This is a genomic window from Blautia hominis (assembly GCA_002270465.1).
Lineage (GTDB): Bacteria > Bacillota > Clostridia > Lachnospirales > Lachnospiraceae > Blautia > Blautia hominis.
Map to the genome: position 1 here is coordinate 398,211 of NQOF01000002.1, position 24,617 is coordinate 422,827.

At 36.9% G+C, this 24,617-nt stretch carries 14 protein-coding genes; all 14 read left to right on the plus strand.

The features are described 5' to 3' along the window. Positions 1-3 precede the first annotated feature (3 nt). A complete protein-coding gene (locus CI595_RS07795) occupies positions 4-1,323 on the plus strand; it encodes a sensor histidine kinase (protein WP_095172708.1) in 1,320 nt (439 codons plus the stop codon). A 51-nt stretch (positions 1,324-1,374) separates the two neighbouring features. After that, positions 1,375-1,953 carry an accessory gene regulator B family protein gene (locus CI595_RS07800; protein ID WP_095172709.1) on the plus strand — a complete coding sequence of 193 codons (579 nt, stop codon included), beginning with the start codon at positions 1,375-1,377 and terminating at the stop codon, positions 1,951-1,953. 336 nt (positions 1,954-2,289) lie between these two features. Next, on the plus strand, positions 2,290-3,999 hold the full coding sequence (locus CI595_RS07805) for an NADase-type glycan-binding domain-containing protein (RefSeq protein ID WP_095172710.1): 1,710 nt from the start codon (positions 2,290-2,292) through the stop codon (positions 3,997-3,999). 18 nt (positions 4,000-4,017) lie between these two features. Then, complete coding sequence (locus CI595_RS07810; protein WP_162291829.1) at positions 4,018-5,817, plus strand: vWA domain-containing protein; 1,800 nt, start codon at positions 4,018-4,020, stop codon at positions 5,815-5,817. A gap of 69 nt (positions 5,818-5,886) precedes the next feature. Then, a complete protein-coding gene (locus tag CI595_RS07815; RefSeq protein WP_095172712.1) occupies positions 5,887-9,318 on the plus strand; it encodes a tubulin-like doman-containing protein in 3,432 nt (1,143 codons plus the stop codon). A 57-nt stretch (positions 9,319-9,375) separates the two neighbouring features. Further along, a complete protein-coding gene (locus CI595_RS07820; RefSeq protein ID WP_095172713.1) occupies positions 9,376-11,586 on the plus strand; it encodes a hypothetical protein in 2,211 nt (736 codons plus the stop codon). Beyond that, on the plus strand, positions 11,567-12,205 hold the full coding sequence (locus CI595_RS07825) for a hypothetical protein (RefSeq protein WP_095172714.1): 639 nt from the start codon (positions 11,567-11,569) through the stop codon (positions 12,203-12,205). The genes CI595_RS07820 and CI595_RS07825 overlap by 20 nt, the downstream gene beginning before the upstream one ends. A gap of 339 nt (positions 12,206-12,544) precedes the next feature. After that, positions 12,545-13,711 (plus strand): TRAFAC clade GTPase domain-containing protein, encoded by a 1,167-nt coding sequence (locus CI595_RS07830; RefSeq protein ID WP_147737700.1) that lies wholly within the window; start codon positions 12,545-12,547, stop codon positions 13,709-13,711. A gap of 12 nt (positions 13,712-13,723) precedes the next feature. Beyond that, the gene (locus CI595_RS07835) at positions 13,724-16,180 is read left to right on the plus strand and encodes a hypothetical protein (protein ID WP_095172716.1); all 2,457 of its coding nucleotides are present in this window, start codon (positions 13,724-13,726) and stop codon (positions 16,178-16,180) included. 18 nt (positions 16,181-16,198) lie between these two features. Further along, positions 16,199-17,125 (plus strand): hypothetical protein, encoded by a 927-nt coding sequence (locus tag CI595_RS07840; RefSeq protein WP_095172717.1) that lies wholly within the window; start codon positions 16,199-16,201, stop codon positions 17,123-17,125. 22 nt (positions 17,126-17,147) lie between these two features. Then, a complete protein-coding gene (locus tag CI595_RS07845) occupies positions 17,148-19,865 on the plus strand; it encodes an ATP-binding protein (RefSeq protein ID WP_095172718.1) in 2,718 nt (905 codons plus the stop codon). 10 nt (positions 19,866-19,875) lie between these two features. Further along, positions 19,876-22,815: a putative sodium/potassium/calcium exchanger gene (locus tag CI595_RS07850; RefSeq protein WP_095172719.1), complete on the plus strand. Its 2,940-nt coding sequence runs from the start codon at positions 19,876-19,878 to the stop codon at positions 22,813-22,815. Then, on the plus strand, positions 22,808-23,248 hold the full coding sequence (locus CI595_RS07855) for a hypothetical protein (RefSeq protein WP_095172720.1): 441 nt from the start codon (positions 22,808-22,810) through the stop codon (positions 23,246-23,248). Before CI595_RS07850 ends, CI595_RS07855 begins: the two co-directional genes overlap by 8 nt. Further along, positions 23,232-24,536 carry a vWA domain-containing protein gene (locus CI595_RS07860; RefSeq protein ID WP_162291830.1) on the plus strand — a complete coding sequence of 435 codons (1,305 nt, stop codon included), beginning with the start codon at positions 23,232-23,234 and terminating at the stop codon, positions 24,534-24,536. The genes CI595_RS07855 and CI595_RS07860 overlap by 17 nt, the downstream gene beginning before the upstream one ends. Positions 24,537-24,617: the final 81 nt, after the last annotated feature.

The window sequence follows — 24,617 nt, forward strand, 5'->3', positions numbered from 1 at the left end:
AAGATGAGTAGAGAATGGATAGTAGTAGAAACAATATCAATGTTAGTGGATAATCTTGTATGCATATATTTTCTTAACAGCCGTTTTAAATCTAAATATAACTCTATTTGGCCACAATTAGGTGTATGGGTTGTTTTAGTGGCCTGTGGTTTGATAGGCACAAGTTCCAATATTATGATACTTAGTATTATAATCTATTGCATAATGTTTATATACTTACTGGTTTTCAAACATGGAACGATGTTACAGAAAATCGCTGGAGTATTAATAGTTTGTTCAATTGAGATTGGTACGTCCATTATAGGCGCAGGATTGGCTTCTTCTATTGAGTCTACAACAATAAGTCATACCTTAGAATATCAGGACACATCACGATTGTTAGCTATGCTATTTATTAAAATGATACAGGTGGTTGTTTTCTATGCTCTATCTAAAAAGCATGAAAATATTCGGGATTTACAGAAAGGTCCCGTTATTGTGCTGAGTGGAGTGGTATTAGTCGACTTTATTTTTCTGATTTTGGTTCGCATGTATGTGGAGTCGTCTGATTTCCAACCACGACAAAACCGTTTACTTGTTTGGCTGGCAATTGGAGCATTATTGGTGGTAGTTGCGGTATTCATGATTTATGAATTATTTATCCGTGAAGAGATGAAAAGTGTAGAACTAGCCATGAAATTACAGCGCATAAAATTGGAAGCGAATTATTTAAAGGAAATAGATAATATCTATTCAGATATGCGCACTTGGCAGCATGATTATAAAAATAATCTTAATGCATTACGAATATTGGTAGATAATGCAGAGAAACGAAAAGCACTTGAATATATTGATAATATGTATGGTGAAACCTACAAAAGTGCGATTATGTTACAAACGGGGAATTTAGCTTTGGATGCTATTGTTAGCTCAAAACTGTGTCTGGCTAAATCACAAAATATAGAAGTTAATATTCAAGCTGTTTACCCCGAAAACAACATTATTAATGACAACGATCTCTGTGCATTAGTGGGGAACCTGCTTGATAATGCAATTGAAGCTTGTATCCGCATGGAGAACACAACGGAAAAAAAATATATTGATTTTTCGCTTATGGTCAAGAGAAAAAACTTGCTGATATCAGTAAGCAATAGTTATAGTAATGAGATACAGCGTAAGGGTAACCGCTATATTACAACAAAGAATGAGCCATTTCATGGGATAGGCATTTCACATATTGATGCTATTGTGGCTAAACACCAGGGACATGTTTTACGTTCACATGAGAATGGAATATTTGAAACGCACATTATGCTGCCATTGCTGGCACCCGGTGCCGATTAAGATAGTGAAGAAATATAATGTTAGTAGAGATAGGTTTGGGGAGGGGTGAGGATGTTCACGAGAATCATTCAAAAAACAGTAAGTAATTGGGTATCAGAAAAGTTGATCAGTGATTATGACAGAGATATATACGAATATGGTTTTGAGTTGATTTTGTCTTCTGTCATTAATATAGTGGTAATTCTTATTTCAGGTATATTGGTTGGGCGATTGCCGGAAAGTATTGTATTATTGGTTGTTGTAATCCCATTACAGAGCTGCGGTGGAGGTTATCATGCAAAAACACATCTACGATGTTTCCTTATTATGTATATAGGATGGTGTGTAGTTATTAAAATCCTTCCTTATGTTAATGAGCTAGCTGTGTTATTTATAGCTGTTGCTTCATTAGTGGTTATTTTTGCTTTGGCACCGGTACTTCATGAGAATGTTACAATGAGTGATGAACGGTTTCGGAAAATGAAAATGTTTGTGAGGGGGATTGCTGTTTGTGATGTAACTATGGGGATTTGGTTATCATGGATTACAAAGGGTAGAAATAATATTGGCTATTCTATCATAATTGGAGTGGGTGTAGTTTCACTTTCGATGTTTGTGGCTAAATTTGTGAAATGGTTGCCTAGAAAGTAAGAAATTGTTTATTCTATACGCAATATGAGTAGTTTGGGAGTAATTATTTGATATCTAAAAGCAATAAAAGTAGCGTGGATGGTAAATATAACCATTCACGCTATTTTTGGTGCTCTTTAGGACAAAATAAACTACATATGTCGAAATTGTGCTAAAATGTTACAAATTATGACGATAGAATAAATAAATTTAAAAGGTGTAATTAGCATTGTGACCAATTAACTGCTGGTTTCAATCTATCTGAGTAGAAGGCCCAGTTGTAGAGAGGCATATGGAATACTCATTTTGGGCACTGTTACGGTGTCCTTTTGTATCTATAGGAAGGGAGACACACAGGTGGAAAGAGAAGATGTTCTCGATATATATACAGAATGGTTACAAAGAAATTTAGATAATTATTATTATTTGGATGAAGATGCTGAAATATTAAAAAAAATGATTATTGGATGTGACTTATCAACAGATGATGGCAGAAACGAAATAAAAGATTATTATTTGATATTTGTAAAGATGCTTTCTGACAATCCTTTGAAGACGGTGTTAATTAGAAAAGAAATGACAGGAATAACTTTTCAAGATGTCCAGTATAAGTTTTGCTATAATGACAATCAGATGGCGGTTCCTTTTCCTATATATGTCAAATTGAGCGGCCTGCAGAATAAAGAACGGGCAGACAAGTTTTGGGAGAGTATGCAGAATGATATATTGAATAAGTGGACGGAAGAGGCTAAGCGGGAAGAAATAAAACTAATTAGCATATTAGACGAACAATTCAAGGAGATGGAAGAAAAATATGGGAAAAAGATGAATGGACATCTGATGCCTTATGCAGTGCTAAAGCTATTTTGTGGTGTCCTGATTTTCTATTACAGTATAGTGATTTTTGTAATGAAGCCGGATTCATTGATGAATAGTAATCTAATTTTAATCTCCAGAGGAGTTGCTGGTATGGCAATGGTATATTTCCTGCTTCGTCTGATATTTGGAATCTCTACATTGCCTCATATTCGTGATATAGAAAAGTGTCGCGAAGAATTAAAGAGTCAAGAGAGGCTTGTGAAAGCAAAAGTGAATGATATATGCGAACAATTAAGTGATATGGGAAAGAAAATACAACTGAAAAAAGATTTTGATGAGGATTTTGATAATCTTTATTTGAATGTTGACCCATATAAAGAAAGCAATTGGCAGAGTAGATGTCAGAGGTGTATTTCTGCAAATTCTAATTTTCCCAAAACGTGGCTAAAAGCTAGGCATTTTGTCCTGATTATTTTAACTATATGTCTGTTGGCTTTCCAGACGGAAGCAAAAAATCCGGTATTTTATATGGCAAAAAATATTTTAGGTAATGCTGTGGGTAATTTTGGTGATTTTCTGGAACGTTCACATATGGATGTTTATGCAGCTGATGAATACGGAACACATCAGAGAGAAATCCAGGAAAATCTTCTTGCCCAGCTTACACGGGATACGGAACAGGGGGCAAATAAGACGATTTTTAAAGTTAGAGGATGGGAGAAGAGCGAGAACGGTGAACCGGTAATCAAAGGTGTAAAAGAAGACGGATTAGAAATAAAAGTGACAGCCAATGCATTGACTTTATATTATCCAAATTATAAGGGGATTTTGGACATTCAGGGAAATACGGGAGGAAAAATAATTGAGGATAAGGAAGGATTAAAGGCACTGGGAGACTGGAAAAGTTCTACGGTATGGAAAAATGAGGGGAAAGTACTTCCTGAGTTTACATTTGTATTTGATTTAAACCAGGAAGACATGTTGGTGGATATGATACATATTGGAAACGGAGATCTGACATCTGAGGAAAATTATAAAGCAAACAGCAGAATAAAAAAACTTAAGATAACAGCGAACCAGACGGAGTATTATGTGGAACTGGAGGATAGTTTTGAACCTCTGGGACTCAATATTCCGTTGCCGGAACAAATAACTCCGAATCTTTTGAAAATAGAAATACTGGACGTATATGATGGGGAAAAGGATAAGAAGTTAAGTATAGCAGGATTTGATTTTTATAAAAGTTGACAGAGGATGGAAGAGAATATGAAAAAGTTTTTAAAATATTTTGGGGTAGTAATGATATTTGCATTTATGGGAAGTATTACGGTTTCCGCAGCACAAAATGATTATGTGGATAAGGGAATGGATGTAGTTATTGTCATGGACGGAAGCGGTTCTATGACAAGAAATGATCCGGAACGTTTGGCTATTGAAGCCGCAAAAATGTATGTGGATTTGATGGAAAACGGATCTTCCCGTGTAGCAATTGTACCCTTTACCCATGAACTGGGAGGAATTACGGAACTTACGGATGCCAATACACCAGAACAGAAAGAGTCACTGAAGACTAAACTGGATAAACTCGTGTATGACAAGGATGGAGATACGGATATTGGCTTAGCGCTTAAAAAGAGTTGTGATATATTAGAAAAAGAAAATGATAAAGACAGAAATCAGTTAATCCTATTCTTTACAGATGGACAGATAGATCTGCCAAAGAGTGAAATCAGGACAAAAGATGCTTCTTTAAGGGATACAGCATCTTCCATTGAAAAGGCATCCGGGATGGGAGTAAAGATATATACAATTGGTCTGAACGTCAATGGAGAGGTTGATACAGAACTGATAAAAGGTATGGCTGACCAGACTCTGGGACGTAGTTATGTGGTTACAGATGCGGCGGGATTGCCTGATATTTTCAATGAAATTTTTGCGGATTTTATTAATTCCATTACCATTGAAATGGGAATTATTAAGACAGACGGAAAAAAATTTTCCGATTTGAAGTTTAACATCTCCAATGACAATGTCATGGAGGCAAATGTTATCATGCTGTCTTCTAAAAAGGTACAGGAGATACATCTTCTGGACACCGATGGAAACGAAGTGGAAGTAGGAGGGAACAAAGCCACTGTCAGCCAGTCTGATAAATACGGAATACTTAAGATATATTCTCCTGAAAAAGGCGATTGGACTCTGCGTGTCAAAGGAGAAGAAGGATGCACCATTCATGTTAATATGATTTTTAATTACAAATTGGAATTGAGAGTAGAGGTTAAGAGCGAAAAAGGGAAAGCGGCCATAGAGGCATATTTTGAGAATGAAGGTCAGAAGGTCGAAGATGAGGGGCTGTATAAACAGTTCAAAACAGTAGCTAAAGTAAAAAATAATAAGAAAGAAGAGAAATACGAGCTCACTCTGAACGGAACCTCCTTTATCGGTGAAGTTCCGGTTCCGGAATCTGGCAAAACAGAAATCGTAGTTTTAGCGGAAAGTGACAGTTTATATCGGGAATCGGAACCAGTTGTTTTAAGCAGTTCTGAGATAGCGGCTAAAACAGCTGGAGCAGAACAGAAAAAACAGGAGACAAATAATAAATCAAAAAGTAATTCCAATATTTTTCCGGTAGTGGCAATCATTATTACGGTTTTGCTTTTAGCCGCATTGGTTAGTTTAGGTATTATAAAAATTAAAAAGAAAAACCACAGGAATTTTGGGAATATTTTATGGGCAATGATAGATAACAATAATTTCGGCGCGGGTTCCAAAGTGCAGAATTATAATCTGGGGTATGAAAGAGGTGATGTACGTCTGAAAAAAATTATAACAGACATGTCAGCCCAAGCTATGGGGCTGGAGAAGATTTATGTGGGAACAAACCCAAAGACGAACAATTCCTTGTTAATTACGAATAATTCCGAATGTGAAATGTGCCAGGGATTCGGCGGGGCACCTGTGAAAAAGGCAGAACTTCAGGAGAACGACTTTGTTTTAATTACCAAACATGGTGATATGGAAGATACAACATTGAAGCTTACCTTTACTTCTTATGATACTATATAAAATGTAGTGAAAAGACAGAATATTTGGGTAATAAACTAGGAAAAGAATAATATAAAAGGAGCGCAGAAAATGGATATTGATCAAAAGAAAAAATTAAAGGCGAGTATGGATTATGACGGGGGAGGAAAACTTTCTACGGTTGCAAATAAGTCGAATGCGCTGGATGCACCTATTCTCATTGTAGGGCTGGGGGGGACCGGTTTTGATGCCTTGCTGGCTACAAAAAAGTTGATTTACGATACACTAAATTGTGATAAAACCGGTGAAGTTTTTTCCGATAAGCCAAAGAATATAGAATATCTGGCGATTGATACGGATAGAGATGACGAGACAAAATCTCTGCAGGGGATAAGTTTCAATAAAAGCAATAAGGAGTTACAGATTTATACCTGCCAAGATGTGAAAGGGATTATAAAAAATCCTGACAGACTGCCAACTTCTATTCGTGCTTGGTTGAATACGGACATAACGGAGGAACAGGTTATTAATGGAGCCGGTGCAGTTCGTCAGTTGGGACGGCTGATGTTGATGCAGAACATCCAGGTAGCAACAGAGGCTATTGAAGAAAAAATCAGAAGGATAACCGGTTCATATAATAATTCTACACCGCTCTATGTTTTTCTGTTTGCAGGAATTTGCGGCGGGACAGGAAGTGGAACCTTCCTGGATGTACCATATATTATCCGGTCAGTAGCCCATAAATTGGATAATATGCGACCGGTAAATATTACAGGTGTATTGTTTATGCCGGATGTAAATTGTAGCAAGCCTGGAATTGGTGGGGTAAACAAAGCTGCCATTAAGAAAAACGGTTATGCTGCGTTGAAGGAACTAGAATACCTTATGAATGCTCCGAAAATGGGAGATAAATTTGTACAGGAATATGGCCTCTATTCTGTGGGAATGAATAATGCAGCGGCAGCTGCCCCTTATGATACTTGTATGCTGATGTCTGTTAAGGATAAGCAAGGTGTTGTCCAGACAGGAAATTCTTATGATTATGTTATAAATGTGGCTGCTGAAACTGTTTTAAATTTTGTGGCCTCAGAACCAGCAAATGATGCAGGAGGCAATACATTTGCTATTAATTCGTTCCTTGCCAATGAAGTCAATAACAGGGGTACATACAAAGCACTGCTAGGGAAAAACCGTCGTCCGGTTTCGTATTCATATAGTATTGCTGGAGCATCCTCGGCTATATTGCCTTTAGATGATATTATGAGCTATATGACATATCTGGCATTTAAAAAGATTGATAAGTTCTGGAACAGGCGGCCTGTGGATGCAGAAGTTGTAAAGGTGCTGGAATACTTTGGCCTGGATGACAAAAATCAGGAAATGATGCTGATGTCTAATCTGCCAAGGGTCCAGAATTTAGACAAACATACATTTGTATTGATTAAACAGACGCCTGATGTGATAACAAATGACTTCAAAGCTGTGTATACACGACAGGTGGAATATATTAACCATACTGCAGGAATATTGGTTGAACAAATGAATACTCATATACAAGAACAGAATAACATTATTAATAATCTGTTTAAGAACTTAGAATACGGACCAATTTATGCACAGCAATGCCTGTATACAACGTCAGACCAATTGAGTGTAACAAAAGCACTTGATACAATGGCACAGAAGTTTATGTCTTCCCGTCCCACAGGAAACCAGATAGACACGGCTGCTAGGCAAGCAGATATGGCTTTAAATAATTTGATGTCCAGTACTCCGATACTACCGGGAGCAAAAGAAAAACTAAGAACTGCATATGTGAAGGCTCTTGAGAATCAGTATCAAATGAAAACAACAGCATATGCATATGAGAAACTGGCCTATATTTGTAATGCATATAGAAATTCATTTATTGCAAAGAATAATGAGATTTATGACTCTATTGCTGAATTATTAGGAACCTTGGTAGAATTGTTCCAGAAATATGCCTCCATCAAGACGGAAACAACAATAGATGGAGATGCATCTGGAAACCAGACGATGTCCTGGTCATTAGTAAATACACCCCAATTTATTGACGCTCTTGAAAAAAGAATGTCTGTAGATGACAATTTAAATGTGGATTTAGATTCTTTTATCCGAGGATTTTATCAATATCTGTTTGATAATGCAGATATCTGGTCAGGAGAACGGAAAGAAGACATGGTGCAGAGCTTGAATCGTTTTATATCACAGGCTTTTGCAAATATATTGAATAAATCAATGGATTATTATCTGGATTTTTATGCCGTGTCACAGGGAAAAACTCTGTCATCTTATTGTGATGAGATTGTAAACAAGCTTTATAGTAGAGCTAATATTATGTTTCCTACATCAAATAGTTTTGCCGTACCGGTTCCTCAACCAGGTTACTCTTTTGCATCTATTCCGAATAATGCGCAACAGGTAATCCAATGTATGAAAGACAAAGTGAATAGGGAAAGTATTGTAAAGCAGAGTGGTATTTTAGAACGTATCTTTATGATGAATTTTCTGAGCGCAACACCTTTAAGCTTTTACGCAGATATTCAGGATTGCTATGAAACATATGATCAATTGTCAAAAGATTCTCCGGGTCTCCATTTGTTTGAGAAAAATAAATATAATTCCATAGACTGGAAAGAATTACCTTCTCCATATCCGGAATCAGAATGGGTATCGGGATTCAGCATTGAGGAGGAAAAAAGAAGAAACAGGATTTATAGAGAAGTATTTGATAAGGCTGTCAAATATGGCTTTATCGTCATTGATAACATGGCAATTAAGGCATACTGCTGCTGGGGCGATCCTATACCGGTAAATCAGATTTTGGAATCAGAAGATTTGAATCCTGAAAGTGAAGTGCTGGATATGGGTGCCGCAAAGAAATGTTCCAGAAAGCTGAAAGAGGCTATGGCGGATGAGAAACGATTAAATAAATCTCATGAGGTACCGGAACTGATTGCAGATGAGACATTAGATAAAGATGGTAATGAGCAAGTAGATATCAAATTTGCTAAAAATATGTTCATACAGATGTTCAACATTAGAAATAAGGTAAAAGAGATGGTTGAAAATTATGAATATTGTCAGGAAACACTGAAAAAGATATCGGTAGATGACAGCGTGGCAGAGAACTATGTAAAAGCCATGTACCTGCACCTTATCTTTAAGAAAAGAATCGAATATGTATATCTGAACCGCCGTGGTGAAGTGCAGTCTTTTGTGGAACTTAGTGGAAGACAGAATAAATATGCCGATTTTTATCTGTATCAGGCTTACGCAAAACTGGAACGCAAGCAGAAAGACGAAATAGAACAGCAAATTGATTCTGTCCGCAGGGAAATGAGCAGAGCGGATGAAGATTATGATAAGATGAAATTATGGGCTGAAGAATATCATAAGAGTCTTAAAGATATTTTATATGATTTGAAAATAGACTATCGGGATATTGACGATGGTGAGGCTTATCTGAAAGTATACCGTATGCTGGAAGAAATTGCTGATGCAGAATACAATAACTTTTAAGAAAAGTGGCATTGTGGGAAGAAACTCCCCAATGCCATTCTTCAAAAGGAGATAAAGATGAATTTTATTAAATTTATTGAAAAAAAACAGAAATTGAAACAAAAAAAGAAACAGGAGTATATTAAGCTGAAAAAGCCTGTCCTAAACTATTTTCTGGGCGATTATACAAAGGAAGAGATACATGCTTTGTCGGATACGCTGGAGGAAAGAGTAGGAGGACAGGAGAAAATTTTTTATACATTTTTTAATCAGGAAAGTTTATTGGAAGAATTTACTTCACAGGAATTTCAAAACCAGATGATAGAGGAGTTGGAAGAAAAAGAGTATACACTATTAGCCAGACAGGCTTTACAGGTGAATATAGAAAATTCGTTTGTTCTGGAGCCAAAGCTGCAGGATTTTGCTATATATGTATTTAACCATGCATCAAAAGTACAGTTTATGCATAAAGGAAGAATACATGTTAACATTTTTGTGAAAGCGGACCATAAAAAAGCCTGTCTGTTACGGCAGATGACAGAAGGAATTCGGGAATCCTTTGTGGAATTTTATTCTTCTGGCTGTACTATAGATGTTTTTCTTCTGTTGGATCAGGCAGCTTATGCCAGTACAGAAAAAGGAATGGAAAAAAAAGCCTTTACTTATTTGACCCTGAAAGAGGCAGAGTGCATGGTAAGGGAAAAGAAAATCTCTATGGCTTATTGTATGTCGAATATGAATAGTCAGGGAATCTTAAACCGTGAGCCTTCTGTAGTATATGAAATGCTTTCTAATGCTGCACTGATGACTATTTTAAAAGAAGGAATTCCGGCAGATGTCCAGGGGGATTATGAGGCTTATAAAGATGAGTATATGAAAATGAATGCCAGTGTTAATAAAGGTACTTTTTATTCCATTGGTTCCTTCAAACTGGAAGGAATTATGGATGTGATATCCCTGATAGTGTATCGCACAGTTTTTCTGGAAATGATGAAAGAGAGAGAGCATCTGGATGTAGCGCAGCATATACAGAGATTTGAGATAAGCCGAGAAGGGATTAACCAGTTTTTAAATCAAATTTTTCCACAGATTCCTTTCAATGAGCTTATCTGGGAAGGGATTATCAGAAATAAAAGATATAATGGAACAGAGCTTGCCAATATATCGGCAGGGGATGGAATTAAAAAGATTTATGGCAGAAATCTGGATTTGATGTTGGAATTAAATTGTGTGAAGTTTTTTGAAACACAGGAAAAAGAGTTTATGGTTCAGAAAATATCTCAATTGAAAAACAGAATTAACGATTTGTATTTTTCAGAGAATTTTTCTATCTTTGAAATATGCAAAGTGGTAAACGAAATGCTGTCTGTACTGAAGGAGGAAAAGGAACACAGCAGTCAGATGTACGAGGCTGAACTGAATACTTTAAAGAGCTGGGAGCTTTCAGCATTCCCCTTAGGACAGTTGAAAGATAAGACAGAATATAGCAAAGACTCCAAAATTCTATATGTATTGGCCGGGACTTATTTACAGAAAAAACAAAGAGTTTTAAATAGCAAGGCAAGGATCCAGATTGTAGAACAGATGGAGCAAGGACTTCGGAAAGTGGCTGAAAAATATCTGGCCTTTGCAGACTCTGTCCGTTATACGGCTGAAGAATTACAGAAAAGTATCAGGTATGCAGTAGAGGATGAATTGGAGCTCAGAGTAGGTAATTGTGAAAATTATTATAAAATGATTACAGAAAAGATACTAGATACCAATGAAAATTTCAAAAAGTTTATCCGGGATGTAAATCAATCCATAGGAAGTGGAAATTTTACAGTGGAAGAACTGTTTTCAGAGGTTTTGGATTTTTGTGAGAAGGATATTTTTACACGACCGGAATTCCATAGGGATTTTTCAGAGGAGATGCTTCTGCGTTTGAAGAACTATAGGGAATTTGAGACAGACCAAATGGTCTATGATTTTGCCTTTAATACTATAATGGACAATCAAATTTTTATGGCGGATCAGCATGGGTTTATGGAACCATATAAGGAAGTGTGTTTTCTGATTAACAGAAATAATTTATTTGTCACTGCAACAAACCAAAGGATGGCGGAACTTAAAGAAAGCCATAGAATGAAAATATTTTATGAAAATTATTATGAGGATATGGATGTGCTTTTTATCGAGGGGTGTTTTGATCCGGCAGATTTACACGCTTATGATGTCTACGAAAAAAATTATAACAGGCTGGCCAAACAGGAAGGGGTGTATATAGAATATGGTGAGAATAATAAATAATTTCGCAGAAGATGATATGATAACCAATATTTCCGGAAATGTATTGGATAGTAACGAGGTAGTGTTGAAGTGGGAATTTTCCAGAAATAGACAGTATGATTTATGTGTTATTTTCGATTTAGAAGAAAATGAGGAGTATTCACTGGAAGAATTGATTGAAAAAAAAGTACCAAAGACAGTATATGACGATTCTTTTGGCATTACCCATAAGGTGCAGATTAAAGGGGAAAGTCTTGGATTTGCTATTTACCCTGCAAAAAAATGCAGTGGAGATTTATGCATTGTGAATCAGAAGAAGGGGAACATAACGGAGAGATACCGGAAAAAGATAAAATTATATTATCGTGTTACTTATGAACCCCTGAAAAGTTTATGGGGGTTAAAATCTTTGCCGGCTAAAAAAGCAGTTCTTATGTTTACCAATATAGGTGCTGCTGAGGGAAGTTATTTGTGTTACCGATGCCGAGGAGCAGACCGTGATAACCTGATTTATGCTTTGGATTTAGGAGCATTTGGACAGGAAGCCCGTTTTGAAATTTTTATAAATAAAGACGAACAGATAGTTGTTGAATTAACAGAAGAACAAAAAAAATATGCAGAAATAATATTGAGAAATTAGGAGGAATTACATATGAAAAAGATTATTTGTCCATATTGCTGTAAAGAATTCATGCCGGACCAGGTGGATTTTCGTCTGATGAAACCTGTTTCTAAGGTGGAAGAGACTGAGGAAGCCAACTATGAGAATTATGAGAATGTCTGGGATAAAAAAGAAGAAGGGGGCAGCAGCAGCGGCCTTGTACTCGATAAGCAGTTGGTGAATTATTATATGGAATGTTTAAACTATAAGGAGGAGGATGCGAAAGCAAATGCCATGAGACTTCCTGCTGTGTCCATAGACTATACAGACAATACAAAGGTATGGTTTGATCAAAAAGAGTACTGGGAGTATGGATATGTGATAAAAGTAAAATACCAGGGGCAGGAATTGGATGAAAGATTATGTCCCTATTGCCACAATCATGTGGTTTACCATGCTGGTGAGCATGAGATGAAGCTGATTTCTGTTATCGGGGATACAGAAGTTGGAAAGAGTATATATCTTACAATTTTAGAGCAGATGCTTCAGGAAGATTCCTATTTTAAAGGAACTATGAAATTTATGGGTACCCCAGAAGAAAAAAACCTGTATTTTGGAAAGATAGAAGAACTTTTGAATAAAAAAGAAATGCATGAAGCAACTGAAAGGGAAAAGATTCCACCCATGCCATTTTTATATCAATATAAAACTTCCGATGGAAAAGAACATTCCTATCTTATTGTTTTTTGTGATATTGCAGGCGAGGACTGCCGTGAAAAGGAAACACTCCGGCAAAATGGATATCATTTGAAAGCCTCATCAGGACTTTTGTTTCTGATTGATCCGACACGGTTTGCGAAAGTGAAAAATGCAATAGATGGGGAAAATGATATATCTCAGCGTTATCAACAGGAAATTTTGACGGCAATTGATCAATACCTAATTGCAGAAACACATGGAAAAAAGACAAAAATACCAGCAGCTATAGTGCTTACTAAGTCGGATATGTTAAAAGAAATCGGTGCAGTACGCGGTAGTGAAAAGTATCAGTATGTGTTGGAAGACGCTGAGGGAAATGAAAAACATCCGGGATTTTTCAATAAAGAAGTGGCGGCTAATTTAAATTATGTGGTGCCAAGACTGATGTCAGACTTAGGCGCTGCAACACTTTGCAATGTGGTAGAGGGCAGCTTTGAAACATTTAATTATTTTGTGGTATCTGCTCTTGGAAAAAGTCCCGAAAAAGTTGAAATTGAGGATGGTGGGATTGCAAGAAAAATAAAGCGTATAGAAGGCCATATTGCTCCTTATCGCGTTACGGAACCGCTTTACTGGCTGTTAAGCCAGTCAGGCTGCATTCCCTTTAAATACAGGGAAGTCCTGAAAAATAAAAAAGAGGAAACAAGGGTAATAGAAACTTATTACTACGAAGATGAGTTAGACGGTTCATTTCAGAATCGCCTGGAAGAACTGAGAAAAAGTAAATGTGCAAATTTTTTTGGCAGCATGAGAGGATGGCAGATTATAGAGAGGAGTATTATCTAAGGAGGGGAAAATATGATATATCAATATTTGCATGGCCGTGATCAGGTAAGCGGTAAAGCATATGGTAGTATAAACGAGCTGGATGGCAAAATGTTTTCAAAATCCGATGAAGATAGTTTGCAAAGGACTATATTTTACAAACCAGTTCCTGGCATTAACAATAATGTACCTCCGGAATGTTATTATTATTATTCCGGAGAACTGACGAACGGATATGTCTCAATTGCTGGAAAAACCACGTATCTTTTGCCTGGAGATAGCCCACTCAGTGGAGATAGGACTTCCCTTTTCAGCCACTTGTATATATTTGCAGGAGAAAGCCAAAAAGAAGTTGTGGGGAATGCGAGCAAACTGTTTTCTATAAGCCCGTACTGTTGTCGACTGGAAGATGTTAAAAGGCAGGAACAAGGAAAATTAATTCAGTATTATGATGATAAAAATCAGCAGGTTTTTGGAAAAGAAGAGATAGTAGATGAAAGCCTGCAGGAACTGCTGTCTGCCTTTGGAATTGAGGAAGAAGATTACGATACTCTTATATATTCAATTTTGGATGCCTGTGGCAGCCAGGAAAAAAGGATATGTCTGGTGCTGCCAGAGAACAGCAAAAAAGGGACGGACCTGGCACTGAAATTAATGCAGTGTATTTTTGAAAATTTACCTGTGTGGCTGAAAGAAAGCTGTGGTTATATGACATATTGTTCATCTCTGCAGAATCTTTTTCCGGCGAATATGCAGATTATTTTTATTCCCGAAACGGTAGAAAATGTTCGCTCTTATATGACACAGGAAGTAAGATATTATATATTTGATAAAAAGAACCAGCGCATGCCGCATATACCGGAATTGAATGACCGTGACATTAAAAAAATCGTGGAAAGTTTTAAAATCCTTTTATTTGATAACGAACAGACAAAGTATTATGAAAATATGATATCGCTCATAATGACATATGGAGAATGCCATCGTGCATTTACTCCACTGCAGATAAAGCGTTTGAAGCAATTTTGGTGTGCTATAAAAATGATTTCTGAGGATCGCATTCTTTATAAAGGGAACGAATGGAAGACGATTCTGGATGATATTCTAAGCATGGTGCCAAAACTTTGCATAAAAATCCGGGAGGACATGGAAAATTATGCAAAAACATATATGCAGTGTTTTAGCAAAAAAGGGGAAGAAGACTGGGTTCTGAAAATGTTTTATGCCATTCTTCCTGATATTAAGGAAGAAATCATAAGTTATTTTTGCGGGCAGATTTGCGATTATGACAGTTTCATTTTTGTTATGCACTTTACCGAAGATATGAAAGAACTGAATGGACAGATAAAAAAATCTATCTATAATGATAGGAAATATTTTAAGGCCACAGAAGCTTATGAAAATGAAAAACTGAGACAGAAATTAGAAAGTTTAGAAGATGCTGAGAGCCAATTTGCATGTGTAATTAAATGCATGGAGGAGATATCTCAATTACAATGTATGTTTTTGACAAGCGAAGAGTATTATAATATGTTACGGTCAAACCTGAAGCAAATTATAACATGGGATTCCTGTAATATATTAGAAGTTAGCCAGTTTTATCAGGAATTTCAGGATGCATTAAATAAGTATGAGTTAGACGAAAAAGACGTTTTTTCCCATATGTTTTTTGAGGTGTTAAAAAATTTTGTAAGTGAAATTGGAAATATCCAAAAACTTACGGATAAACAGCTACAGGAACTGAGTTTGTGGAATAATACTATTTTTGACAATCCGCAGTATTTAGAATTTGCGGATATCAAAAACAGTGTTGCGGAAGAAGTAAAACTTCGGGAACAGGCAGCCATCTTTAAGAATGATGACTTAGAAGAAATGTATGGAGATATTAAGAAATTAATAGAAAGTAATCCTAAAGACATAGAAAAGCTATTTAGAAACAAAGAAATTCTTAAAGATACAAATAGGATCAGAGTGCGGTTACAGGAGCTGCCGTATAAAAAATATAAGAAAAATAAGAGAAGCAGTATGGAAGAAGTGTTTGACGGACTTTACGAAATATGTTTTCGTTATGATGTTACGCATCGGGAGGAAATCTGCAGCCAAATCATGAATAGTAAATGGGGTGGTTTTCTTAGTCTGAGTAAAATATATAGAAATGTATGTGGAATGACAAAAGAGGAGAAGAAAGAAATTTCTTTTATGATGAAGAGGACAATAGAATCCTTTTATAATTTTCATCCGTTAAATGCAGAGGAGCGTAACGCATTGAAAGAAGAAATCGGTGTTGCAGAGAAAATCGAAGTGGCACATTTGTTAAAAGAGGAGGAACAGAATCTTTTTAAGAAATTTTTAGGGCACTTTTCTTCAAAAGAGGAAGTTACTTTTTATAAAAACAATAAGGGAAAAAAACAGGAGAAACAGAAAAAAAGCAAAAAAGAGATAACAAAAAAAGAGATAAGAAGCACAGAAGAAGAGCCTTTTGGAAAATAAAAAGCAGGAGGTAAGGGAATGAGTTGGCAGCAAAATAATTCTTCCAATCCATTTGGAAATCAAAATCCTTTCAGTGATTCATCGTTTGATGATACAAAGTCGAATCCTTTTGGTGGAGAGGGTTCTCCATCCTTTGGAGGCAGTCCATCACCCTTCGGGGATGATTCTTCTCCTTTTGGGGAAGAATTCCTCAAAACGCATGGAGAGCAGGGTAGAGAGGATACTTACAAAAAATCATCTGAACTTTTCGGGCGGCAGAGAATAAAAGTTAAAACGAAAAGTTCGGCAAATTATGCGGTTGGTATTATACAAAATTTGCAGGAACGACCGGTGCGTGATTCCGCATGGATTAGATTTACACGTTCATTGGCCCATGGTATTTCTTATGGCAAATATGATACCAGATATTCTTTTAATGTCATTTCGCATGATGTTATGAATTCTGCTGATTCCATGTACGCCCGCAGTGATGCGGTAAATGTATATGGTGAAATCAGAGGAGGGGATTTGTACAATGGACAGAATGTGGAAGTATGGGGTAGCCGGAGCCACGGGGTGCTTATTGCCACTAAAATTGTATGTACCAGTACAGGTGTGCAGACGAAAATGCAGGCAGGTATTCCGGGGGTGGTTATCAGGGCGGTAACGTTAATTGTATTATTATTCCTATTTAGCTTAATAAAAAGGAATGTCGGATTGTTAAACGGATTTTCACCAGGGCAGTTTATCCATGGGATTTTGGGTAAGGTAATGCCGGTTATTTTAATTGCAGGATGTATTGTGGTATTGGTGGCAGGCAGAAGTATATGCCGGACATTTCATATTTCTTATGGTGTGTTGTATATGTTTCTCATCGTGGCGGCCTGCATATTTATACCGTCTATTGGTTCCATTTTTATAACAATAGCAGCTATTGTATATTTGTTGAAAATACTTGTGAAATAATGATTAGGGGAGGTACATGGGAATGGCAGGAAAACTGGATGCATCTCATTTGAATGAAATTTTGTGCAGAACTTTGCTGAGTGAACTGGAAACAACGGGTATTGAAAAACTGTCTGCAGAGCGTTTTCAGAGGTTTGATAACCTGAGATGGTTTCGGATTGACGGCATGACTAGGTTTTGGGAATCAAATGCCAATCTGGAATATAACAATGTATTTGCAGATATATTGAGCAGTCTGGTAGTCAAGAACACAGTATTTGCCTTTTTGCTGGCAGGGACAAAACAAGGTATTCATTTTTATATAGGAACGCAGACAGAAGCTGCACCAGGTCTGGCGGAGACATACCGCTCCTATGTACCAGGAATTGACCTTTTTGCAGATATTGATTTTAAACAGTTAGATATTCCGGTGGAACATGTGGGTGTTATGACCGGGTATCCTGTTGATAAGGCAGGAGAGGGAAAAGGAAATGAAAAAAAGAGTATTCTTCAGATTGATAACATATGCCGTGGCATGCAGGGAGAAACCTTTGCTTATTTAATTGAAGCACAGCGTCTCCCTGCATATTATGGGAACCTGGCCAATGAAAAATTGCGTCGGGATTTGCAACAATGCAGCATGGAGCTAAATGTAACGCAGGCTATTCAATCAGAAGGCGGAAGCTATACGAGACAGACAACGAACTATGAAATGCAGTTTTATGCCGAAAATCTGCAAAAGCTGAGTGCTTTGCTACAAGGGGGAATTGCGAGCGGTCTTTGGAGCATGCAGGGATTTTTTATGGCAAATGAATATTGGACAGCAAAAAAACTACAGGGAATTATCAAAGCGGCATATTGTGGAGCAGACGATGAGAATTTTGAGGAATTCCGCTGCATGATGCTTAAATTTCCAGTGCCTGGTTTAAAAAGTGCGATTGGAATGCTGGGAGATTATGATCCTAAAGGAAATATGCATCCCTTGGGAATAGTGTCCCCAAACAATATAAAAATTTATCAGTATATGTTCCAGACAATTATGAACAGCAGGCAGCTATCCGTTTTCTGCCGCTTGCCCAAAACAGAATTTTCGGGCTTTTATATTGATGATTATGTTGAATTTGATACTTCTATGAGAAAAGAAGTAGAATGTGGTGTTAAAATTGGGAGGATTACAGCACCAGGACGCAACATAGAAAATGCATTAGATAATGATTATGAAGTGGAACTGGATGATTTTACAAGGCATGCACTGATTATCGGAATAACAGGTGGCGGAAAGACAAATACCTCTAAAGCAATACTGAGTGAGTTGTGGCTTACACATAATAAACCTTTTTTGGTTATTGAGTCGGCCAAGAGAGAATACTGGGAGCTTATGAATCTTGCAGGGAAAAAAGTGAGGAGTAGCCAGGGAAATATGGAGGAGAGGGACTTTAGTAAATTAAAAGTCTTTACTTTAGGTTCAGAGGAAAAGGAACGGTCTGTGAAATACCGGATCAATCCTTTTGAGAGAGTGGGTACAGTGGCATTGCAAACGCATATTGATTATCTTTTGTCCACATTTAAAGCTAGTTTTGAGCTTTATGCACCTATGCCGTATATTCTAGAGACAGCAGTTTATGAAATATATAAAGATAAAGGATGGGATATCGTCGAAAACAAAAATATTTATGGCTTGAAAGGTTACCCTACTTTAACAGATTTGTATTACAAGATAGATTCGGTAACAGATAAGTTGGGATATCATGCAGAAGTACAGTCTAATGTAAAAGCTGCGCTGAAAGCAAGAATCCAATCTTTGAGAATCGGTGGAAAAGGCGCTATGATGGATACACCCGGAAGCATGCCTATTCAGGAGTTGCTGAATACTCCTTCTGTTCTGGAACTGGAAGATTTAGGTGATGACGATACAAAATCCTTTGTAATTGGTATTTTACTGGTTCAGTTATATGAATATAGAAAAAGTCAGGTCAGAGCTGGGAAAAAAGGATTACAGCATATCCTAATGATTGAGGAGGCACATAGGCTTTTAAAGAACGTACCAGTTTCCGAAGGGGGAACCAGAGCAAAATCCGTAGAGTTTTTCTGTAATATGCTGGCTGAAATAAGAAGCTTTGGACAGGGCATTCTTATTGCAGATCAGGTACCCACAAAATTAGCGCCGGACACAATAAAAAATACAAACCTTAAAATCCTGCATCGGACGGTTATGAAAGAAGATAGGGAAGCAATGGGCTTTGCTATGAATATGACACAGGAACAGATTGAATATATTAGTTCTCTGCAAAGAGGGTGTGCCTCAGTGTACGCAGAAGGTGACAGTAAGCCCAAATTAGTACGAATGCCCCTTATAAAAGACGGCTTTTCTATGAGTAGAGAAGAAGTCCTGCAACGTGTCAGAGAGAATTTGTATATATCCCAGGGTGAGTACGAGAAAAAATATGATTACCATAAAGGATGTATGATGTGTGGGCAGCCGTGTAGGTATTATGAGAAGATAAAAACTCTTCTAGATCAGTTACCATTTAAGCAGTATGTAAAGATGGTCAAGGAAAAAGGTATTACAATTGCGGAGCTTCAAAAATTTATTAATTCACTTGATAAACGTGAGGAAGATAAGCTATCTGTTTTTGGGAAACTTTGTGCAGTCGGATTTTTTCTTCAGGCTATGAACCTTCCGGAAGAAAAGGAAGCGGAATATCTAGTTAGATATGCGGTATGGTCATTTGAACGTGATTTGAAATTAGAGATAGAGTAGGGGGGACAAGATGGATTTCGGTGGTTATAAAGGAGATAGTTGGCAGGGGAGCTTTGACAGCGGTTTCGATAGTAGTTTGGATAATAGACTGGACAGCGGATTCAATGAAGTAAGCGATGAAGATTTTGAAGGCGACCTGGATTTAGATTTAGAATGCTTTGATAGTTATATGAAAAAGGATGAAGAGTATGCACAAGATATTGGAGAGGATTTTGAACAGGATTTAGATTTTGATTTAGAGAATTATTCTCAGGAAGAAGAAAATGAGCAGTTTGAGGATGTTTTAGAAGCAGATTTGGATTCTGATTGGGAAAATGAAGATGAAGCAGTAAAAGAGGAGAAATTCATAAAAGAAGTATATGTGCAGGCAGATGAAACAAATGACAAGGCAGATGAGGAAATAAACGGAGAAGTAGTGCCATACATGGAACTGGAGGATTCTGGAGAAGAGGCAGAAAAAGGTTTGGAGCTGGAAAAATCTGAAGAAGAAATAAAGGAAAGCAAGGAATTAGAAGATTCTGAAGGTGAAATAGAAGAAAATAAGGAACCAAAGGATTCTGAAGAAGAATTAAAGGAAGGCATGGAATCGGAGGAGTCTGAAGAACAAGTTAAGGGAAACGAGGAATCAGAAGATTCTGGAGCAGAAATAAAGAAAAACAAGGAATTGGAGACGTCGGAAGAGGAAATAAAAAAAGATGTGGAGGTAGAAGCATCTGAAGAAGAAATAAGGGAGGAGAAGGAATCAGAAGATTCTGGGGTAGAAATAAAGGAAGACAAAGAATTGGAGACGTCTGAAGAGGAAATAGAAAAAGATGTGGAGGTAGAAGCATCTGAAGAAGAAATAAGGGAGGAGAAGGAATCAGAAGATTCTGGGGCAGAAATAAAGGAAGACAAAGAATTGGAGGCGTCTGAAGGGGAGATAGAAACAGACGTGGAAAAGGAAAGTGCGGAATCGGAGAAACTCGATAAAGAAATAGAAGAGGATTTGACGCCGAAAGAATCTGGAGAAAAAGAGGAGGAATTTAAAACTCCAAAACAGATTTCTGAGGAAATGCATAGAAGTATACGTGAAACATGGATGAAGGGGTATAATCCGGAAGAGCAGCTTGGAAGTATAAAAAATCAACAAGAACGGATGGAATTATATAAGCAAGGTTTAGCTGAAATGGGAAATTTAGAGCTAAGTCAGGTGAAAGAGTTAACGTCGACAGAAATTGTTGCGTTATATCATTCTTTACAAAAAATGGAAAGTTCTGAAATGAGTTCCAACTTGAGTCAGGAAGTAAAAATACAGAAAGCATATGAAGAAATAAAGGAAAAGAGAGAGAGAGAGCAGATTGTTTACCGGAAAAATTTAGAAGTGGCAGAAGAATACTTGGAACAGGATTCACAGGAATGGAATCGGACTTTTGTTACAAATGATGGACGGGAACTTACTTATAAGGCTGCAGTGGTGGAAGTACAGCGGGATGCTCAAGGCTTGTTGGAGCAGATTGAAAAAGAAAAAGACATTACTTTTAGCGCTGAAATCAGAGATAAGCTAAATGAAAAAATTTTACTGTCACTTGCCATGCAGCAGAAGAAGACAGACCAGCGGGGAATTGGTGAGCATGGTGTCAAACATATATATGGGAATTACCAGAGAACAAAAAATGCTCTTAGTGAACAGAGGCCAGAGGTAAGATTGGCCGGTTTAATTAGTCAGATTCATCATGATGAAGGTTATTCGACCAATGAAATACATAATAGTTCTGATGAAAAAGCACGCAGGGCAGCGGAAAAGCTGCATGATGTGTATAGTGGGGAAATTTTTGCAAGAAATCATGAAAAATTTTATCAAAAAATCTTTGGAAATATTGATGACACTGATAAAAAAGACTTGATGTATGGCATAAAAGAAGCCATAGATAAGCACAACACCAGTCGTCCGAATGAAATAAAAAAGCATATAAATCCTGAAAATAAGGAGGGATTATCAGATGAAGCACACCTGGTTGTATCTGCGGTTCATATTTCTGATAAAATTGCACTTGGTGAGCGTGAAAAAATGGCTGAATTTTATGAAACACCGGAAGTGGCTTCCATCCTTCAGAAAGTCTATGATTTAGACTCCATGATAAAGATAAAGGAGCCTGACCACACACAGGGCAATACAAAAATATATGATTATTTAAAGATGAAATCCGACCAGGCTCATGAAGAGATAAAGTATTCTCTTCAGGATAAATTAGTACAAATAATAAATGAAAATGAAAGCTATCCTAAAGAACTTAAAAAGGATTTTTGCGAGGCAGTCCGAAAGGATGTCAGTCAGCAGTCGGCAAAATTTGTCAATTCCATGAATGTAGTTGATACTCCTCCTGATGCTTTAAAGTATGTAAAGACAAATGAGGGCATAAAAGCAGAAATTTCTCTTAATGCTATTGATGCGGAAACATTAGAAAAGAGTATCGGCAAGAATCTGGTTCAAAGACAGTTTGCTAAATTATTTGAAGATTTGGGGTGCAGTGAAAATGTAAAAGAGCAGTTGGCGGCTGAGTTATTAAAAAATGGGAAAGTGGAGTTGGACGAGCAGAACGTTGTTGTAAATCTTCGGCACTTATCCCTGGAAGAAGTAAGGCAGCAAGCAAATGAGGCAGGTGTATTAGAAAAAAGACTGGATGTTCGGCAGGCATTAGAAAATTTGAAGCTGCACGAGTATAAGAGAAAAGATGAAATTCAGTTGCTGAATGAGACAAACCAAATTTTATCAAAAGGGAAAGAAAAAATAGACAAAGCAGACATTTTAGTTTTGAAGAGATGCTGCAATATAATACAAGGGGATATAGGGCGCAGCACCATGCAATGGATAAATGATTGCATGAGATCAAGCAATTATAGGGAAGCAGCGTATTCTTTAGCAATAGAAATGAAAAAAAATATATTAAAGGGGGTCATATGCAATGAATAGATTAGAAGTATATGTAGCTTTGAAGGAACTTATAAAAGAAATGGATGGAGGGAAAGAAATACTTGAAAGTTCGGGAGAAAGAGGAAGTCTGGCTTATTTTGTGGACAAATATTATGACAAAAAAGGGTTTGATAAAATCTTGGAAGAATTGACATTTTACTGTAATACGAATGAACGTAACCGCTTTTGCTGGAAATTGTGTCAATTAATTTCAGATGCCTACGAGAACGAAATAAGGGAAAAAAGTGAAAATGTGAAAAATGATCTGTATATGTTACACAGTCTGATGTCAACAGCAAAAGAATGTTATCAGGAAAATATATTGAGAGATTTCTGGCTGATACGTACGGAAAATTACCCGAATTGGTTTTTTGCATATGATCAAATTGAGACCTTTGCAGGAGGAAAAGAGGAAAATGGCGAGAAGCATTAATATGGATGGGGAGAAGAAGCTGAATATATCTTTACTGCTTGCTTGTATAATTGGTGGAGTGATTGGGGCTGCCGTTGGAAATGTATTATATAATAAACTCAAAATGGATTGGAATCCAATTATATTAGTAGGGGTATATTTTGCTCAGCTAACCTTGTTTGTGACTTTATTTGGCTTTATAAGTGAATGGATTACCTATCACATGAGAGGAGCTGCATGGGATGGCAAAGAGATTTTAACTGCGCTAGGAGTTATAATGACTGGTGTTGTAGTGATGCTTATTCTCGGAATGCTGTTTCAATTTTTATATGGACTTGGCAGAACAAAGAACGGGATAAAAGATATTGATGATTACATAATTTTGATCGATAATTCAGGCAGCACAAGTGAAACAGATCCTCAAAGTGAACGGTTTTCAGCAATTGTTGACTTTGTAAAGCAGTTGGATAAAAAGCAAAAAATAATGTTGGATGTGTTTGATGACGGTACTCAAAATATACTTCCTTTAAAATATGTAGATAATGAAACTGCGCAGCAGTTGGAAGAGAGTCTGGCTGAGTTTCAGTCAGGCGGAGGAACGAATATTGAGGGAGCGTTACAAGATGCATATAGTCGATATGAAAAAACAGATAGAAAAGGTGCCGTGATTCTTTTATCTGACGGTGCCAGCGGCGGAAGTTATAAAAAGATTATAAGTAAATGTAATGATGCAAATATAAATATTTATACTATAGGATTTTCAGACATTGGTTTTTTTGGAAAAAATGTTTTGAACAAGCTTTCTGCAAGAACGGATGGATGTTATTATCAAATTGAGGAGCTAAATAACTTAACATCGACGATTGAACAGATGACAAAATATGCCAATCAGAGAGTGCTACTTGATTATCGCACCGGTACAGAACATGGAAAAGTTGTATTTATGATTTTGAGGGTGCTGTTTATTCTTCTATTGAGTCTTTGTCTCGGGTGTATTGTGGGTTTTGCTGTTGACTCGGAACAAATTGCTCTGAGACTATTGCCAATGAGACTGGGAATCAGTCTGGTTGCGGGCATAGTCCTGGAAGCAGGACTGTATATGTTTTTTTCTGAAGCACTGATCAGATTTATTATGTGCGTGATTATTTCTATTATTTTTGTTCATTATTATAAAGCCGCATACAGAACAGAAGATTATCAGAGCTGGGGTGGAGCAGATTTACGTTTCGGCCAGGATACCATTGATTTTGGAAAGGATTTTGGAAACGGAATTGGAGATGGTTTTGGAAGCGGTAAGTCTTTTTTATGAGGGGAGAGAAAATGAAAGAGTATAGAGATTCAATAATTACATTTTTTCTATGTGGACTTATTATTATGTTGATTTTTATAA

Coding starts and splice junctions, on each gene's coding strand:
- CI595_RS07795 (WP_095172708.1), top strand. CDS start 4: ATGAGTAGAGAATGGATAGTAGTAGAAACAATATCAATGTTAGTGGAT.
- CI595_RS07800 (WP_095172709.1), top strand. CDS start 1,375: ATGTTCACGAGAATCATTCAAAAAACAGTAAGTAATTGGGTATCAGAA.
- CI595_RS07810 (WP_162291829.1), top strand. CDS start 4,018: ATGAAAAAGTTTTTAAAATATTTTGGGGTAGTAATGATATTTGCATTT.
- CI595_RS07815 (WP_095172712.1), top strand. CDS start 5,887: ATGGATATTGATCAAAAGAAAAAATTAAAGGCGAGTATGGATTATGAC.
- CI595_RS07820 (WP_095172713.1), top strand. CDS start 9,376: ATGAATTTTATTAAATTTATTGAAAAAAAACAGAAATTGAAACAAAAA.
- CI595_RS07825 (WP_095172714.1), top strand. CDS start 11,567: ATGGTGAGAATAATAAATAATTTCGCAGAAGATGATATGATAACCAAT.
- CI595_RS07835 (WP_095172716.1), top strand. CDS start 13,724: ATGATATATCAATATTTGCATGGCCGTGATCAGGTAAGCGGTAAAGCA.
- CI595_RS07840 (WP_095172717.1), top strand. CDS start 16,199: ATGAGTTGGCAGCAAAATAATTCTTCCAATCCATTTGGAAATCAAAAT.
- CI595_RS07845 (WP_095172718.1), top strand. CDS start 17,148: ATGGCAGGAAAACTGGATGCATCTCATTTGAATGAAATTTTGTGCAGA.
- CI595_RS07850 (WP_095172719.1), top strand. CDS start 19,876: ATGGATTTCGGTGGTTATAAAGGAGATAGTTGGCAGGGGAGCTTTGAC.
- CI595_RS07855 (WP_095172720.1), top strand. CDS start 22,808: ATGAATAGATTAGAAGTATATGTAGCTTTGAAGGAACTTATAAAAGAA.
- CI595_RS07860 (WP_162291830.1), top strand. CDS start 23,232: ATGGCGAGAAGCATTAATATGGATGGGGAGAAGAAGCTGAATATATCT.